The 16,029-nt window shown below is 52.5% G+C and carries 15 protein-coding genes; 9 read left to right on the top strand and 6 right to left on the bottom strand.

Features of this window, described 5'->3' with window-relative positions; translation table 11 throughout:
* Positions 1-398, bottom strand: a 398-nt coding sequence (gene asr, locus SC206_RS04980) for an acid resistance repetitive basic protein Asr (protein WP_332734785.1), incomplete at its 3' end; no start/stop codon positions are given.
* A 544-nt stretch (positions 399-942) separates the two neighbouring features.
* On the opposite strand from asr, the gene SC206_RS04975 reads away from it, so the two are divergent.
* Positions 943-1,779 carry an alpha/beta fold hydrolase gene (locus SC206_RS04975; RefSeq protein ID WP_332734783.1) on the top strand — a complete coding sequence of 279 codons (837 nt, stop codon included), beginning with the start codon at positions 943-945 and terminating at the stop codon, positions 1,777-1,779.
* A gap of 143 nt (positions 1,780-1,922) precedes the next feature.
* Here SC206_RS04975 and SC206_RS04970 read toward each other — a convergent pair whose 3' ends face one another.
* Genes SC206_RS04970 through rstA form a run of 3 tightly spaced genes read right to left on the bottom strand, consistent with a single transcriptional unit; the run spans position 1,923 to position 5,478 of the window.
* The gene (locus SC206_RS04970; RefSeq protein ID WP_332734781.1) at positions 1,923-3,404 is read right to left on the bottom strand and encodes a carboxypeptidase M32; all 1,482 of its coding nucleotides are present in this window, start codon (positions 3,402-3,404) and stop codon (positions 1,923-1,925) included.
* 38 nt (positions 3,405-3,442) lie between these two features.
* Positions 3,443-4,747: a two-component system sensor histidine kinase RstB gene (gene rstB / locus SC206_RS04965; protein WP_332734779.1), complete on the bottom strand. Its 1,305-nt coding sequence runs from the start codon at positions 4,745-4,747 to the stop codon at positions 3,443-3,445.
* Complete coding sequence (gene rstA / locus SC206_RS04960) at positions 4,747-5,478, bottom strand: two-component system response regulator RstA (RefSeq protein WP_332734777.1); 732 nt, start codon at positions 5,476-5,478, stop codon at positions 4,747-4,749. The genes rstB and rstA overlap by 1 nt, the downstream gene beginning before the upstream one ends.
* Positions 5,479-5,775: 297 nt before the next feature.
* Here rstA and SC206_RS04955 point away from each other — a divergent pair, with 297 nt between their 5' ends.
* Complete coding sequence (locus tag SC206_RS04955) at positions 5,776-6,195, top strand: hypothetical protein (protein WP_332734775.1); 420 nt, start codon at positions 5,776-5,778, stop codon at positions 6,193-6,195.
* A gap of 63 nt (positions 6,196-6,258) precedes the next feature.
* On the opposite strand, the gene SC206_RS04950 is transcribed toward SC206_RS04955, so the two are convergent.
* Positions 6,259-7,209 (bottom strand): sugar-binding transcriptional regulator, encoded by a 951-nt coding sequence (locus tag SC206_RS04950; protein WP_332734772.1) that lies wholly within the window; start codon positions 7,207-7,209, stop codon positions 6,259-6,261.
* Between the two features lie 200 nt (positions 7,210-7,409).
* On the opposite strand from SC206_RS04950, the gene SC206_RS04945 reads away from it, so the two are divergent.
* The 7 genes from SC206_RS04945 (at position 7,410) to SC206_RS04915 (ending at position 14,718) form a co-directional block, all read left to right on the top strand.
* The gene (locus SC206_RS04945) at positions 7,410-8,348 is read left to right on the top strand and encodes a D-ribose ABC transporter substrate-binding protein (protein ID WP_332734770.1); all 939 of its coding nucleotides are present in this window, start codon (positions 7,410-7,412) and stop codon (positions 8,346-8,348) included.
* Between the two features lie 70 nt (positions 8,349-8,418).
* Positions 8,419-9,030: a DUF2291 family protein gene (locus tag SC206_RS04940; protein ID WP_332734768.1), complete on the top strand. Its 612-nt coding sequence runs from the start codon at positions 8,419-8,421 to the stop codon at positions 9,028-9,030.
* Positions 9,030-10,550, top strand: coding sequence for a sugar ABC transporter ATP-binding protein (locus tag SC206_RS04935; RefSeq protein WP_332734766.1), 1,521 nt, complete (start codon positions 9,030-9,032; stop codon positions 10,548-10,550). The genes SC206_RS04940 and SC206_RS04935 overlap by 1 nt, the downstream gene beginning before the upstream one ends.
* Before the next feature lies 1 nt (position 10,551).
* A complete protein-coding gene (locus SC206_RS04930) occupies positions 10,552-11,661 on the top strand; it encodes an ABC transporter permease (RefSeq protein ID WP_332734764.1) in 1,110 nt (369 codons plus the stop codon).
* 170 nt (positions 11,662-11,831) lie between these two features.
* Complete coding sequence (locus SC206_RS04925; RefSeq protein ID WP_332734762.1) at positions 11,832-12,662, top strand: transketolase; 831 nt, start codon at positions 11,832-11,834, stop codon at positions 12,660-12,662.
* Positions 12,655-13,623, top strand: a complete 969-nt coding sequence (locus tag SC206_RS04920; RefSeq protein ID WP_332734760.1) for a transketolase family protein — start codon at positions 12,655-12,657, stop codon at positions 13,621-13,623. The genes SC206_RS04925 and SC206_RS04920 overlap by 8 nt, the downstream gene beginning before the upstream one ends.
* A gap of 96 nt (positions 13,624-13,719) precedes the next feature.
* The gene (locus SC206_RS04915) at positions 13,720-14,718 is read left to right on the top strand and encodes a sugar phosphate isomerase/epimerase family protein (RefSeq protein ID WP_332734758.1); all 999 of its coding nucleotides are present in this window, start codon (positions 13,720-13,722) and stop codon (positions 14,716-14,718) included.
* Positions 14,719-14,854: 136 nt separating this feature from the next.
* Here the strand turns inward: SC206_RS04915 and ydgH are convergent, their stop codons facing one another.
* Complete coding sequence (gene ydgH / locus SC206_RS04910; RefSeq protein WP_332734756.1) at positions 14,855-15,829, bottom strand: DUF1471 family protein YdgH; 975 nt, start codon at positions 15,827-15,829, stop codon at positions 14,855-14,857.
* Positions 15,830-16,029: the final 200 nt, after the last annotated feature.

The following is a 16,029-nucleotide window of genomic DNA, read 5'->3' as shown; positions in this document are numbered from 1 at the left end:
ACTGGTGCTTTTGCAGCGTGTTTCTTAGCGTGCTTTTTAGCAGCCTGTGCTTTCTGGGCAACTGGCTTCTTAGCGTGCTTTACGTGCTTTTTAGCAGCCTGAGCTTTCTGAGCTACTGGTGCTTTTGCAGCGTGTTTTTTAGCATGCTTTTTAGCAGCCTGTGCTTTCTGAGCTACTGACTTCTTGGCAGCATGCTTTTTAGCGTGTTTTTTGGCAGCCTGAGCTTTCTGTGCAACGTGCTTTTTGCTGTGTTTTTTAGCTACGTGAGCTTTGGCAGCTGGCGCAGCAGTCGTTGTTGTAGTTGCAGCAGCAGGTGCAGCGGTAGTGGTTTCAGCAGCGAAAGCTACAGAAGACAGGCCCATTGCAGCGGCAACAACCAGAGCTAATACCTTTTTCATCAATTAATTCCTCAGAATTTTTGTTTAAGTGTCCACCCCACTGCGGGGCCGGTAGGAGAATACTAGGCCTGTTCGACACGCTTGTCCGTGAGTGATTGGTTTCGGCGTGTAACGCAATGTACAAACATTTATTTCCTTTAAAATCAATTTACTAACCTTAACGGCTTCTTAATATGTACAGACAAATAACGTGCTTAGTTACAACATACTGTTAGTGGTTCATGTATTTGTACTTTGTGAGGGCATAAATTGCTGAAAAATCGTGAGATCTGAAGGTGCAGCAACGGCGCTTAGTACGCTTTTTCTCAAAAAGATGTGCGGTTAATTGCCGAAGTTACAGATGTGCTAAGGTCAATGGTGAAGTTGCTGCAATAATATACATTCGCATTTACAAATATTTTTGAATGTGCGATTGATACTCGTGTTGTCTGTTTGGCCGGTAAAGTTCTGAATAATCTCTATCGCTCTCTGCAATTGATGTCTCGCCCTGCATGAGAAGCGAGTGATGAAAATCGATTTTTCTTTCACATGAGGAGTTCGTTTTATGGCATTTGTAACGACGCAAGACGGTGTAAATATCTACTATAAAGACTGGGGCCCGAAAGATGCCCAACCCCTTGTTTTCCATCATGGTTGGCCGCTAAGCGCCGATGACTGGGATAACCAGATGCTGTTTTTCTTGGGGGAGGGCTTCAGAGTCATCGCTTTTGACAGGCGCGGGCATGGCCAGTCGGATCAGGTGAGTGACGGCCACGACATGGACCATTATGCCTCCGATGCTTCAGCCGTAGTTGAGCATTTGGACCTGCATAACGCGGTGCATATTGGCCATTCTACCGGCGGCGGTCAGGTTGCGCGTTATGTCGCTCAATATGGACAACCGCAGGGGCGCGTGGCGAAAGCCGTGTTAATCAGCGCGGTGCCTCCTTTAATGCTAAAGACAGAGAGCAATCCAGAAGGCACGCCGCTGGAAGTTTTTGATGGTCTTCGTGCTGGCACCGCCGGTAATCGCTCGCAGTTTTTTGTAGATGTTGCCTCGGGTCCTTTCTATGGCTTTAATCGGGAAGGGGCAAAGGTTTCAGAGGGCACCATTCAAAACTGGTGGCGTCAGGGCATGACTGGCAGCGCTAAAGCCCATTACGATGGGGTTAAAGCGTTTTCAGAAACGGATCAGACCGAGGATTTGAAAAGCATCACCGTGCCGACTCTGGTCATGCAGGGCGACGACGATCAGGTGGTTCCCTATAAAAATGCTTCGTTGTTACAAGATAAATTGCTTTCAAACAGCACGCTGAAGATCTATCCCGGCTTCCCTCACGGTATGCATACAACCCACGCAGATGTCATTAATGCCGACCTGCTGGCTTTTATTCGTTCTTAAGGTAGATCTTAAGCAAAAACAGTTAGGCAGGAAACAGGGGTTCTAGGAACAGGAATTTAAAGACGAAAGTTGAAGCAAATAGGCGCGTTTCAATTTGCGCACCTATTTGCTTCTTTACTATTTTTCGAGTCGTTGAGCGTTAGTTATAAATAACGATTTTCCAGATGCTGGCGGAAATAATCGGTATTCAACATTTCGCCGGTGGCGTTTTGCATCAGTTGATCGGTCGAGAAACGGCTGCCGTGCTGCCAGATATTCTGGTTCAACCATTGGAACAGCGCCGTCAAATCGCCACGGCTAATATCATCTTGCAGGGTCGGAATCGCCTTGTTCGCGGTTTGGAACAGCTGCGCCGCGTACATTGCGCCCAGCGTGTAAGTCGGGAAATAGCCAAAGCCGCCGTCGGTCCAGTGAATATCCTGCATACAGCCGTTGGTGTAATTGCCTACCGTATCGAGTCCGAGATATTGCTGCATTTTACTGCTCCACAGCGCCGGAATATCTTCGACTTCAATGTCGCCTTCAATTAACGCCTGCTCGATTTCATAACGTAAAATCACGTGCGCAGGATAGCTCACCTCATCGGCGTCAACGCGAATCAGGCCCGGCTGCACCCGTTGGTTTAGATTGATAAAGTTGGTTTCGTTTAATCCTTCGCGTTCGCCAAACTGTTCAATGACCAGCGGGAAGATCGATTTCAAAAAGCGATCGCTGCAACCCAGCTGCATTTCAAACAACAGGCTCTGGGATTCGTGAACGCCCATCGACCTTGCATTCGAAACCGGCTGGCCTAGCCACTCTTTCGGCAAGTTTTGTTCATAGCGCGCGTGGCCGGTTTCGTGAACGACGCCCATCATCGCAGTGATAAATTCATTTTCGTTGTAACGGGTAGTGATGCGAACATCCTGAGGCACGCCGCCGCAGAACGGATGCGCGCTGATATCAAGACGTCCCGCGTCAAAATTGAAGCCCAAACGCTTCATGACTTTCAGACCCAGCTCTTTCTGCTTATCGATAGCGAAAGGGCCCTGCGGTTGAATGAAAGCCGTCGACTTTTGTTTCTCGACCACTTTTTGCAAAAGCTGCGGCAACCAGCTTTTCAAATCGCCGAAAATGCCGTCGAGCTTGGTGGCGGTCATACCCGGCTCGTAGAGATCGAGAAGAGAATCGTAACGGCTGATACCGGCGGCTTCCGAACGCAGTGCGGCTTCCTGACGGCTTAACTTCACCACTTCACGCAGGTTATCGGCAAAACCTTCCCAGTCATTGGCCGGACGCTGACGACGCCACGCGTGTTCGCAGCGCGCACCCGCCAGCGATTTGGCTTCCACCAGGCTTTCGGGTAGCAGCGCCGAATGCTGATATTGACGCGCCATCTCGCGCAGATTGGACTGCTCGAGGTCGTTGAGATCTTCCTGTTTCGCCTGTTCCAGCCATTCGCCCACTTTACCGGCGGTGAGAATCTGATGTTGCAGCACGCTTAATTCGGCCAGCGCTTCGGACCGCGCCTTGCTGCCCTCCGGTGGCATCATGGTTTGCATATCCCAGCCAGCAATCGAGGAAAGATGACTGAATCGCGACAAGCGGGTAAATGTAGCGCGTAACTGTGCATAAGCTGTCGTCATGAGAAACTCCGTGCTGTAAAAAATAAAAGAAAAATGAGTTATTGCGGCTCGATAGCCAAATTAAACGACGGTTTTATCGGCCAGCTGAAGCGCATACTTGCGCCGCCGAGCGGGCTGGCATCGACCATGACCCGTCCCTGATAGGCCACGGCGATAGAATGGACAATCGCCAAACCGAGGCCGCAGCCGCCGGTCGCTCTGTCGCGGCTGGGGTCCAAACGGACAAACGGTTCGAAAATACGCGCGCGTTCTTCCGGCGGAATGCCCGGGCCGTCGTCTTCCACCTGCAGGCTGGCGTCTTCGCCGTCGAGCCACAGGCTGATGCGCAATTTATTGCGGGCGTAACGTTGCGCGTTATTAACCAGGTTGTCTAACACCCGCTCCATCAAACGCAAATCAACGCCGCCAAAATCTGCCGGTTTAGTAACATTAAGTTCGATTTCATGTTCGGTATTCACCAAACGAAAATCGTCGGCTTTGTCTTCGATCCATTCCGGCAAATTGATTTTCGTTAAGTGCAGCGCAACCTGCGGTCTGTCCAAACGCGCGTAGGTCAGCAGCTCGTCGATAAGCGATTCAAGCTGGCCGATATCGCGGTTTATCGCCTGTTGTTCGGAATCAGGCAGGTTTTCGCTAATTGCCAATCGATAACGCAAACGCACCAGCGGCGTACGCAGCTCGTGGGCAATACCGTCAATCAGCTGCTTTTTACTGGCAATCAGCGTGTTGATGTTATCGGCCATCTGGTTAAAGGCGATGCCAAGCCGATTTAAGCTCGAAGTCGAATCAAAATTAATTCGCTCATCTAAATGGCCATTACCCAACCGCTGGGCCGAGTTTTCGAGCCGCAGCAGGTCTTGCCAGTGCGGTCGCATCCAGAGAAATACGGGCAACGCCAGCGATAAGCCGATAAATATCAACAGCCCGAGGTCGAGCAGCCGCATTTCGTGCATGTAAAATAGATAAGGGATTGGGCCGACCACCAGCACGTAATTGCTGCGCGGCACGCGTTGAATAAAGGTGTATTCGCTGTCGAGAGCAACGATTTCGCCGTCACGCAGTTGAGCATCCAGCGCCGGACTCAGCTTTCGTTTACCCAGCGGCTCGATATGAAGTTTGAACGACAGATTCAGCTCCAGCGTGCTGATCGTCTTGTTCCAGTCGCGGATAGGAATTTCACGCAGCTCGCTACGCATCAAATAGAGCGAGCTTTTCATCAGGTCGTTCATCGACTGACGGCCCGTGCGTTCGGCGGTAACTTTGTAGACCAGCCCCACCAGCATCGCCATCACCAGAAAACAGACCAGCAGCAGCAGGAAAAACTGCACAAAAAGTTTTCTCATTACTTCGCCGTCTCCCAGGCATTGGGAGCAAAAAGGTAGCCTTTATTGCGCACGGTTTTGATGCGAAACGGCTCGAGGGCGTTGTCGTAAAGTTTACGGCGCAGGCGGGAAATCGCCACGTCGATGCTGCGATCCATGCCGTCATAACTGACGCCGCGCAGATTTAGCAGTAATGCTTCGCGATCCATAATGCGGCCAGCGTGCGTCGCCAACTCCCACAGCAAATCAAAATCGGAGGTCGACAGTGTAATCGTCTCATCGCCGAGCGTGACGTCACGGTTTACCGGATCAATACACAGTTTACCGAAATGCAGCGCATTCCCTTTCTGAATCGGCTGACTGGTTTTCTCACCTTCGGGCGTCGTTGAAGAGGGGCGCTGACGCAGGTGTAGCCGTAACCGCGCCAGTAAAACGGCGGGCGGCGTGGTTTTTAAAATATAATCATTGGCGCCCATTTCCAGCGACAGAATATGGTTCATGTCGCTGTCGAGCGAAGTCAGCAGCACAATTGGGCCGTCGAAAGTGGGGCGCAGGTCGCGGCAAAGCGTCATGCCGTCCTTGCCGGGCAGCATGATGTCGAGCAGCACCAAATCAGGTTGTTCGAGCGCAATTCTCGCCTGCGCCGTGTCGCCGCGCGGTTCGACCAGAACGTCGATGTCGTGCTTGCCGAGGTAGGCGGCAATCAATTTACCGACCTCGGCGTCATCTTCTACAAAAACGATTTTATTCATAGATTTGCTGTTTACGTGAAAATCGGAGTCCAGCATAGCGCGAGCGGGGCGGCAACGCTATGACCGCAGGAAGTCGTCGTTTAAATTACCTGAATGTACTGCTCGCGTCGACGTCATTAGGCCGTTGAACTCGCTAGCAAAGCATCAATAAACTATGTCATTATATAAAGCTATGCCATTATATAGAGGATTATGTTTGACGCGATGAATAGGTTTATCGTTGTAAAACATGGTCATTTCAAGAAAGGTCTTTCTAACGAATGTTAGAGGGGAGCACTGGCCCCGAGAGGAATGGAGATGGCTGATAGTCGCCTGGTACCCGATGTGCGCAGTGAAAAAGCGTCCTTCAATTACATGGAATACCTGTCCGCATCGTGTAAAAAACAATGGAGTTTTCTCGATGCCATTTATGGGGTTTTGCCATTTTTTGGCATGGTGTTGCGTTCGCGCACGACCCAGGAAAAGTCCAGACAAGATAATTTAAACGCGCTGGCTTTACAGGTAGTATCAACGCAGGTGAGTGACGAGATTAATATCGTCCGCCTGATTGAACTGGCTCAGCAGCAAAATATTTACAGCGTAGATATTCACTTGCCTTATGGATTAACCGATCAGCAGCTGGTTGCCATTCAAGAAGAGTGTAAACATCCGCTCACTTTGCTGCAAAAAGATGAGCATTTGGCGGTTGAAATTCTACAACAGCCGTCAACCCACTGATTTAACGCTGCGGGGCCATTACCCCGCCAGCCGCTTCCTCTTTTTTTTCCTCTTCTTCTTGCCTTACTCTTTCAGCAACAGCTGCGCAGTTGGATAATCGACGATTAACACGTTGATATATTGACCAATTAACGCGCCGCGAATCGCATTGGCCTTACCAACGCCGCCCGCCAGCGCGACCACCTGCGGACAGTTTCGCGCCTGCGCCAGCTCCATGCCAATCACGGGATCTTCTTCGGCGCTTAATACCGGTTTGCCGCTGGCATCGAAATAGTGCAGGCAAATATCGCCTACCGCGCCGCGCGCCGCCAGAATCTCCAGCATCGCCTCATCGTAATAGTTGCCCGAATTTTTCAGCAACTGCGACGGCTCAAGCTCGCCGATGCCGACGATCGCCACGTCCACCTCGGCAAATTTGCCCATAACTTCAGCGACATCCTGATTATTCTCCAGCCTTTGTCGCTCATCGACCGAACGCTCGATACTTTGCGCCGGCAGCAACCACGCCTGGCAACCAAGGTGTGCGGCCAACGTTTGAGTCAAAATTGTTGCCTGCACGTTGCCGTTTGAACCCACACCACCCAGCAGTTGGATCACGCCACGCGCCTTTACGCTTTTCGGGTGCAGCGCATCGACCATCGCCCGAATCGTGCCGCTCCAGGAGGAGATGCCGACTAAATCGTTGGCGCGGATCCGCGTTTCCATATAGTGCGCGGCGGCAGAGCCGATAGCCTGACGAATCTGCGCGGGCGTTGCCTCGTCTTCGACGTCGACCACCACGGCCTGCTGAATGCCGTACTTTTTTTCAAGGCTGTTTTCAAGAGCAGGAAAAATGTTACTCGGCGGGATCACGCTGATTTTCACCATGCCTTCGTTTACGCAGCGCATCAACATACGTGAAACAAACGACTGGGAGAGATGCAGGGTTTTGGCAATGTCGGACTGCTTTACGCCGTCCGTGTAATAAAGCGTGGCAATCTTCACCATCAAACGCTGTTCGTCCTGCTTTGACATAATTCCTCCATTAACGGGCGTCCTTATTGTTATGCAAGGCGCCGAAAATGACAACTCACTCACGGATTGGCGTAAAAATCACCACAGGTTGTGATCCTGTTCTATTTTTCATCACCTTTGTTTAGACAAAGACCACTCTGTAAATGATAGTGGATGAATAAAGAATCACAATTGAATATATATTCACAGTGGAGATAATAATGAAACGTACCCTACTTGCCGGTCTGCTGCTTTCTTCTCTTGCTCTCTCTTCTTCCGCGTTTGCGGCTGAAAAAGGGCTCATCGTGATTATTACCCCGTCACACGACAATCCGTTCTTTAAAGCCGAAGCCGAAGGTGCCGAACAAAAGGCCAAGGCGTTGGGTTATACCACGCTGGTGGCTTCGCATGACGACGACGTTAATAAGCAAAATCAGCTGATCGAAACGGCGATCGGTCGCAAAGCGAAAGCCATCGTGCTGGATAATGCCGGCGCAGACGCCACGGTAGGGCCGGTGCAGAAAGCCAAAGATGCCGGGATCCCGACTTTCCTGATTGACCGCGAAATCAACAAAACCGGCATTGCGGTAGCGCAAATCGTCTCCAATAACTATCAGGGCGCGCAGCTGGGCGCGGAGAAATTCGCCAAATTGTTGAACGGCAAAGGGGAGTTCGTCGAGCTGCTCGGCAAAGAGTCCGACACTAACTCCGGCGTGCGTTCGCAAGGTTATCACGACGTGCTCGATGACTATTCCGATATGAAAATGGTCGCCCAGCAAAGTGCTAACTGGAGTCAAACGGAAGCCTTCAGCCGTATGGAAACCATTTTGCAAAAGAATCCGAATATTGTTGGCGTGATTTCCGGTAACGACACCATGGCGCTCGGCGCAGAAGCGGCGCTTAAGGCGGCGGGTAAAACCAACGTGATCGTGGTCGGCTTCGACGGTAGCGATTATGTCCGTGATTCAATTATCAACAAGAGCAATATCAAGGCGACCGTGCTGCAACCGGGCTGGGCGCAGGCGCAAATGGCGATTGAGCAGGCCGACTATTACCTGACCAACGGCAAGGCGCAAAAAGGTGAGAAACAGCTGATGGACTGCGTGTTAATCGACGACAGCAACGCCAGTAAACTGAAAAACTTTAATCTTGCCAAGTAGTTAACTCCTTATAAACATCTAGGTATGGGTAATTATCTCAAGCTCGCCAAGTGATTAAAGCAAGGAGTTGATGATGGTGACGAGACTCTCGTTCGCCGGTTTACTGACCACGGCGGTGCTGCTGAGTGGCTGCACCGTGGTGGATCTGGATAGCAGCGGCCAGCCGATCATTCCGAAAGATCCGCTGGCCAAAGCCAGTTTCAGTAATCAGACGCCGCAGCAGGTTACAGAAGAGAATTGGGACAGCAAAGTGCTGAAAAATTCTCAGGAACACGCCCTGAGCTGGGCGGATATGAAAACCAAGAGCAGCACAGTGAAAGCCGGAACCACTGAAAGCGTTTTCGTTCGCGCCAGTGGAACGGTCACAGCATTGAGTGCGCCAGAAGAACGAGAAAGGGTGTTAACCGTCACCATCAACGGCGAATCCGTGCCGGTCATGATTGGGCCGGTAATGCGTAGCAACGCCATCCGCGACGCCGCCGGATTTAAATTTGAAGACTTCACCAATCAGGTGCAGTTTGCTCAGTTGACCAAGGCTTTAAACCGACACGCGGTGAAACAGCTGCCGACGGTAGATAACGGCTGGGTCGGCAAACCGGTGCAACTGGTGTTGGCGGTGAGCATGCTACCGAATCAGGTGCAGGACGTGGTAGCCGTGACGCTAAAACAGGAGCAGCCTTAATGAGCCAGCCCGATCCGATTATTCTGCAAACCCGCGCCGTGTCGATGCTGTTTCCAGGCACGCTGGCGCTGGATAAGGTCAGCTATAACGTCTGGCGCGGCAAGGTTAACGTGATCATCGGTGAAAACGGCGCGGGTAAGTCAACGCTGATGAAAATTCTGGCGGGCGTTCAGCAACCGACCAGCGGAGAGATTTGGCTTAACGGCGTGCAGGTCCAGCTCGACAGCACCCGCGCCGCCGCCAAACTCGGTATCGGCATGGTGCATCAGGAGCTGAACCTGTTTGAGAATCTTTCGGTGGCGGAGAATATTTTTCTGGGCCGCGAGCTACAGAAGGGTTTGAAGCCTATCGATGAAAAAACGCAGGAGGCGCGCACCGCTGAGCTGATGAAACGGCTGGATCAGGTCATTTCGCCGCGCGAGCTGGTCGCCAATCTTAAGGTTGGGCAGCAGCAGCTGGTGGAAATTGCCAAGGCGCTGGCCGAAGACACCGATATTTTAATCCTCGACGAACCTACCTCGGCGTTAAGCAAAACAGAGGTCGAAATTCTGTTTCGCGTCATCCGCGAGCTGACGCGTCAGGGCGTGACCATCATCTATATCTCGCATCGGCTGGAGGAGCTGATGACGATAGGCGACGTGATTACCATCCTGCGCGACGGGCGTTTTCAGGCCGAAGCGCAGGTCAGTGATATCGACGTGCCGTGGATTGTGCGCGAAATGCTCGGCAGCGATCCCGTCAGCAGTTTTTTGCATCCCGATCGCCAATTTGGCGCGGCGGTGCTGGAAGCGGAAGGGATTACCTGTGTCGGCCCGTCGGGCAATACGCTGGTTGAAAACGTCTCGTTTAACGTGCGTGCCGGAGAAATTGTCGGCATTTATGGCCTGATGGGCGCAGGACGAACCGAACTTTTTGAATGTTTACTCGGCACTCAGCGTAACTATCTCGGCAAGCTGTGGCTCGATAGTAAACCGGTGCCGCAGCGACTTTCGACTGCCGATCGCATCCGCATGGGCATGAGTCTGGTACCCGAAGATCGAAAACGTTCCGGTATTTTTCCGGTTTCATCCGTTGCCAGTAATCTGACCATCGCCAGCCTGTGGCAGCGTCTGGATCATCGTTTCGCTATTTCACGCCAGCAGGAGCAGAAAGTGGTCGATAACACGGTGAGCAATCTGTCGATCAAAGTCTCATCGCCGGAAGTCACCATTAACGCGCTGAGCGGCGGTAATCAGCAGAAGGTGGTAATTGGCCGCTCGCTGCTGACTAATCCAAGGCTGCTGTTACTGGATGAGCCGAGCCGGGGAATTGATGTCGGCGCGAAAGCCGATGTTTTTCGAATGATGGTCAATTTATCGGAACAGGGCATTGCCATCCTCTTTTCCACCTCAGATTTGAAAGAGATTATGGCGGTTTCGGACCGTATTTTGGTGATGTCCGGCGGCAAGCTGACCGCCGATATTCCTCGGGCGGCGGCGGAAGAGTCGGCGCTGGTGAAAGCAAGTGCACAGGGGTTCTGATATGAAAAATAGTCCTGGAGTGGCGTTGACTGCGCCTGCGCTCAAACCTTTTAACTCGCGGGAGAGCCTGATCCTGCTGCTGTTAAAACTGCGTACCTTTATTGCGCTGTTTCTGATTGTCGGCTTTTTTGCCATTACCGTTCCCGATTTTCTCGCCGTCGGCAGTCTGGTGATTATGGTGAAACACATCGCCATTAACGCCTTTCTGGCGCTGGGTATCACTTTCGTTATCATCACGGCGGGTATCGATCTCTCAATCGGTGCGACGCTGGGGCTGTGCGGCATGATTGCGGGTTGGTTGATCACCAAGGGCATCGTACTGCCGATGTTTGGCATTGCGATTTTCCCGACCGTCTGGGTTATCGTGCCGTTTGTGCTGCTGGTCGGCGCGATTATCGGCGCGGCGAACGGCTGGATTATCACTCGTTATAACGTCGCGCCGTTTATCTGCACGCTGGGCACCATGTACATTTTGCGCGGCGCGGCGATGCTGACCTCCGGCGGAGAAACCTTCCCGGCTTTGCAGGGAAATCCGCAGCTTGGCAACACCGGTTTTGACAAAATCGGTGCCGGAAACTTTCTGGGGCTGCCTTACGCCATCTGGATGATGATCGTCCTCGCGCTGGTCATCGCCTATATCGCGCGCCGCCTGCCGTTTGGTCGTCAGGTCTATGCGATTGGCGACAATGAACGCGCGGCTGAACTTTCGGGCGTGCGGGTGAAACGCATAAAAATTCTGGTCTATTCACTGTCAGGTTTTTGTGCGGCGATTGCGGGCATTGTGGTCTCGTCACAGCTAGTGGCGAGCCATCCGGCCAACGGCACCTCGTTTGAAATGAACGCTATTGCGGCGGTGGTTTTGGGCGGTACCTCGTTGGCTGGCGGACGCGGCACCATTCTCGGCACGCTGGTCGGCGCCTTTGTCATCGGTTTTCTGGCCGACGGCCTGATCATGATGGGCGTGAGCGAATTCTGGCAGATGGTTATCAAAGGCGTGGTCATTATCATCGCGGTAATTATCGATCAGATGCAGAACCGTATGCAGCAGAAAGCCGCCGTAGTCGCGCAAAAAGCGGTGATTGACGCAGGAGAAGGCAGCCAACCCGGCTAAGGCTGGGTTTTTTTTACCTAACTTGAATAATTATTCATGGCTGGATTTAAATTCATGCGCTGATTTAAATTCTCAATTCAATGTAAATTCATAGCCTGGTTTCGTTCATTAAAGATGTTGAACCACGGAACCCGGCTATTCATCGCGACAACATTTGCAGAGGTGGCAAGATGAATCCGTTCAATCTGACCGTCGAACAGCTACAAGCCAAGGCGCGGGCCATTCGTCGCCGTATCATTTTATTAAACGCCAACAGTCCGGCAGGCGGACATACGGGAGCGGACCTGTCACAGGTCGAGATCCTCACGGCGCTCTATTTTAGATTGTTAAATTGCGCGCCCGAGCGCACCGAAGAGAGCACTCGCGACATCTATATTCAGTCCAAAGGTCACGCGGTGGGCGGCTATTACTGCGTGTTGGCCGAAGCCGGATATTTCCCGGAGGAGTGGCTGCCGACCTATCAACACGCCGATTCGCATCTGCCCGGCCATCCGGTGAAACATAAAACGCCCGGCGTTGAATTAAATACCGGCGCGCTGGGGCACGGTTTGCCGGTCGCGGTAGGGATTGCGATTGCGGCGAAGAAAGATGCCAGCGCGCGCAAGGTTTTTGTGGTGACGGGTGATGGTGAACTTGCCGAAGGCAGTAATTGGGAGGCCGCGCTGGTGGCCGCGCATTACGGGCTCGATAACCTGATTATTATCAATGACAAGAACAAATTACAGCTGGCCGGTGCCACCAGCGAAATCATGAATACCGATCCGCTGGCGGAAAAATGGCGTGCGTTTGGCCTCAACGTCACGGAATGTGCCGGCAACGACATGCAGTCGGTGGTCGACACGCTGGAAAATCTCCCCGCCAACGGCAAGCCCAACGTGATTATCGCCAATACCGAGAAAGGCTTTGGCATCTCGTTTATCCAGAGCAAGGCGGAATGGCATCATCGGGTGCCAATCGGCGACGAAATTACGTTGGCGTTAGAGGAGCTGAAAGATGAGTAATGCACAACATCTTGCGACCGTGATGGTCGACGCGCTGATCGCGGCGGTAAAACGCGGGCTAGACGTTGTTCCAGTGGTGGCAGACTCGACCTCTACGGCCAAAATATCGCCGTTTATCAAGGCGTTTCCTGGCCGCTTGGTCAACGTGGGTATCGCCGAACAGACGATGGTCGGCACGGCGGCGGGGCTGGCTATCGGCGGTAAAATCGCCGTCACCTGCAACGCCGCGCCGTTTCTAATTTCGCGCGCCAACGAGCAGGTCAAAGTGGACGTTTGTTACAACAACACCAACGTCAAGCTGTTTGGCCTTAACGCAGGCACCAGCTACGGCCCGCTCGCCAGTACTCACCACAGCATCGACGATATCGCCATCATGCGCGGCTTCGGCAATATCCAGATCTTTGCGCCTTCCAGTCCGGAAGAGTGCCTGCAAATTATTGATTACGCATTGGATTATAAAGGTCCGGTCTATATTCGGCTCGACGGCAAAGCGCTGCCCCAGCTGCACGACGAGCACTATAGATTTATTCCCGGTGCGATTGACGTTTTGCGCGAGGGCACGGATATCGCGCTGGTGGCGATGGGGTCGACGGTACACGAAGCAGTCGACGCTGCCGCCGAGCTGGAACAGCAGGGCGTGTCGGCGGGGGTAATTTCAATCCCTTCGATTCGTCCGTGCGACACCCAGCAGTTATTGCAAATTCTTAAGAATTATCCGTCGGTTATCAGCGTTGAAGAGCACAACATTAACGGCGGCGTAGGCAGTTTGGTGGCCGAAGTGTTGGCCGAAGGCGGCTGCGGCATTCCATTGTTGCGTTTGGGCATCGGCGACGGCGAATACGCTATTGCTGGCGATCGCGCCTCGACCCGCGCCCGTCACAGCATCGACGCCGCCAGCTTGGTGCAGCACGCGCTTCGACTCTGCAAACCGGCAACAAGCCGTGACGGCGGCGGCATTTAGTTAATAAAAAAGAGTTAATAAAAAAGAGCTAATAAATCAAGTGCAGCGGCTGCTGTGTGAATTTAACCAAGACGTCGAAGATGGAGATTGACCCTCATGACTACCTACAACTACCCAAAGTTTGGCGCAGGTCTCTGGCATTTTGCCAACTATATCGACCGCTATGCCGTGGACGGCTACGGCCCGGCGTTAAGCACGATTGAACAGATTCAGGAAGCTAAAAAGGTCGGTGACCTGTCGTATGTCGATATTCCTTATCCCTTTTCGCCGGGCGTGACGCTGGATCAGGTTAAGGCGGCGCTGGAAGATGCGGGTCTTAAAGCCATCGGCATTACCCCTGAAATTTATCTGCGCAAATGGTCGCGCGGCGCATTTACCCATCCCGATCCTGAAGTGCGCGCCGAGGCGATAGCGCTGATGAATGAAGCCGCTGACGTGGTGCGCGAGCTGGGGGCCAGCTATGTCAAAATCTGGCCGGGTCAGGACGGCTGGGACTATCCGTTCCAGGTTGATCACAAGCAGCTATGGAAGCTGGCGGTAGACGGCATGCGGGATCTGGCGGCGGCAAACCCCGACGTTAAATTCGCTATCGAATACAAGCCGCGCGAACCGCGAGTGAAAATGACGTGGGATTCGGCGGCGCGCACCTTGCTGGGTATCGACGATATTGGGCTGGATAACGTCGGCGTGCTGCTCGATTTCGGTCACGCGCTGTTTGGCGGCGAATCGCCAGCCGACTCTGCGCAGCTGATTATCGATCGCGGACGTCTGTTCGGCATGGACGTTAATGACAACCTGCGCAGCTGGGACGACGATTTAGTGGTCGGCACTGTTCACATGACGGAGATTTTCGAATTCTTCTACGTGCTGAAAATCAACAATTGGGACGGCGTGTGGCAACTCGATCAGTTCCCGTTCCGCGAAAATAATATCGAAGCCGCGCAGCTTTCCATTCGCTTCTTGAAACATATTTACCGTGCGCTCGACAAGCTGGATATCTCCGCGCTTCAAGCCGCGCAGGCGCAGCAGGACGCGATGAAGGCCCAGCGGATTATTCAGAACGCTTTGCTTTCATCTATCGAAGACGAGGAGTGATCAGAACGTTCGGTTAGCTATTTATTTTGTTTATTTATTAATAGACTAATAAAGCAAAAAGGGCTGATATCGAATCAGCCCTTTGTCTTTTATTCGCTGCGCTTTCGAATCAAAAGCGCAGCGATAATCACAGACTTTATTTAAACAGGTCAGCCGTAACGGTAAGGTTACCGCCGCTTTTGTTCTGCCACTGGCGCGTGACGTGATAGAACTTGGCGCCTCGGTCGGCAGCGCGTTTCGCTACTTCTTCCGATACGTCGGTGATGCTGTTGAAGTGGCCGGTGAAGGTCACGGTATCAAACGGCGTCATCTGCGCGGCGGTGACGTTGTTCACTTCTTCAATTTTCTTGCCGTCTGGCGTGGTAACAGAATAACGCTTGCCGGTAGAAGATTGGGTTTCGAAGAAATTACCCACCTTGCGGCTCGGGCTGTCTGAAGAGGCTACGCCCGGGATCTCAACGCGTTTAGCTGCTGCGCCACCGGCGGCCAGTGCTGCACGGCCTGCATCGGAATCGGCAGGAATAGCATCAGGACTCTGGGTGACACGTTTCGGCGCGTCTTTCTTGTAAATAAAGGCCGTAACGTACTGGTTGCCGCCGTTGTTGGCGTCGATTTGACGTACAATAAAGAAGGCGTAGGCGCCTTTCTCTTTTGCCGCTTTGCCAATCGCTTCAAGCACATCGGGCTGGCTGTGGAACAGGCCGCTCACGGTGACCGTGTCATAAGGCTCGAGCTGATAAGCTTCGGTTTTCGGCAGCTGTTTAATGCCACTGATGCCGTTAACAGTTTGGGCTTTCGGCTTGTCGGAGACTTTTGGTGCATCTTTATGATACACGTCGGCCACCACGCGCCAGTTTCCGCTGTCGGAAAGGCTGTTGGTGTCTAGAATATAGAAGTAGTCAGCGCCGAGTTGGTCGGCACGTTTGGATGCTTCGTCTGAGGCATCGCCAAGATTGTTAAAACGACCAGTAAATGCAATGCGATCAAAGGGCTTAAGGGCGGCTGCTTTCTCGGGACTGATTTCTTCCGCTGCATGGGCAACAGACAAAAAAGAGAATTGCGAGACTAATAAAACAACGGCCGATGCGATGATCGTTTTCGTCTGCTTCATAAAAAATCCTTTCACCTTGCGCAGTAATGTTCAAACTTGCTGAATTATTGATGTGTAACAGATTAGCGCTCGATTATTGCATGTAATAATGGCGAGTGCTTGAGTAATTTTGTTACTGCTTCACGCGCTGTTTTAACCACTAATAGGTACCAATCTCAATATTTAATCCCTACAAGTTCAGGTATCGCCTTGATAAGTGA

The sequence above is a fragment of the Rouxiella sp. T17 genome (assembly GCF_036663475.1).
Classification (GTDB): domain Bacteria; phylum Pseudomonadota; class Gammaproteobacteria; order Enterobacterales; family Enterobacteriaceae; genus Rouxiella.
Note: the sequence above shows the minus strand (reverse complement) of the source record. Positions and strands in the feature narration are given on the sequence as shown.

What these genes read in the sequence shown, in the direction of transcription:
- SC206_RS04915 (WP_332734758.1), top strand. Translation starts at nt 13,720, where the DNA reads ATGACTACCTACAACTACCCAAAGTTTGGCGCAGGTCTCTGGCATTTT.
- SC206_RS04940 (WP_332734768.1), top strand. Translation starts at nt 8,419, where the DNA reads ATGATGGTGACGAGACTCTCGTTCGCCGGTTTACTGACCACGGCGGTG.
- rstA (WP_332734777.1), bottom strand. Translation starts at nt 5,478, where the DNA reads ATGAATAAAATCGTTTTTGTAGAAGATGACGCCGAGGTCGGTAAATTG.
- SC206_RS04975 (WP_332734783.1), top strand. Translation starts at nt 943, where the DNA reads ATGGCATTTGTAACGACGCAAGACGGTGTAAATATCTACTATAAAGAC.
- SC206_RS04945 (WP_332734770.1), top strand. Translation starts at nt 7,410, where the DNA reads ATGAAACGTACCCTACTTGCCGGTCTGCTGCTTTCTTCTCTTGCTCTC.
- SC206_RS04950 (WP_332734772.1), bottom strand. Translation starts at nt 7,209, where the DNA reads ATGTCAAAGCAGGACGAACAGCGTTTGATGGTGAAGATTGCCACGCTT.
- SC206_RS04930 (WP_332734764.1), top strand. Translation starts at nt 10,552, where the DNA reads ATGAAAAATAGTCCTGGAGTGGCGTTGACTGCGCCTGCGCTCAAACCT.
- SC206_RS04925 (WP_332734762.1), top strand. Translation starts at nt 11,832, where the DNA reads ATGAATCCGTTCAATCTGACCGTCGAACAGCTACAAGCCAAGGCGCGG.
- SC206_RS04970 (WP_332734781.1), bottom strand. Translation starts at nt 3,404, where the DNA reads ATGACGACAGCTTATGCACAGTTACGCGCTACATTTACCCGCTTGTCG.
- SC206_RS04920 (WP_332734760.1), top strand. Translation starts at nt 12,655, where the DNA reads ATGAGTAATGCACAACATCTTGCGACCGTGATGGTCGACGCGCTGATC.
- SC206_RS04955 (WP_332734775.1), top strand. Translation starts at nt 5,776, where the DNA reads ATGGCTGATAGTCGCCTGGTACCCGATGTGCGCAGTGAAAAAGCGTCC.
- rstB (WP_332734779.1), bottom strand. Translation starts at nt 4,747, where the DNA reads ATGAGAAAACTTTTTGTGCAGTTTTTCCTGCTGCTGCTGGTCTGTTTT.
- ydgH (WP_332734756.1), bottom strand. Translation starts at nt 15,829, where the DNA reads ATGAAGCAGACGAAAACGATCATCGCATCGGCCGTTGTTTTATTAGTC.
- SC206_RS04935 (WP_332734766.1), top strand. Translation starts at nt 9,030, where the DNA reads ATGAGCCAGCCCGATCCGATTATTCTGCAAACCCGCGCCGTGTCGATG.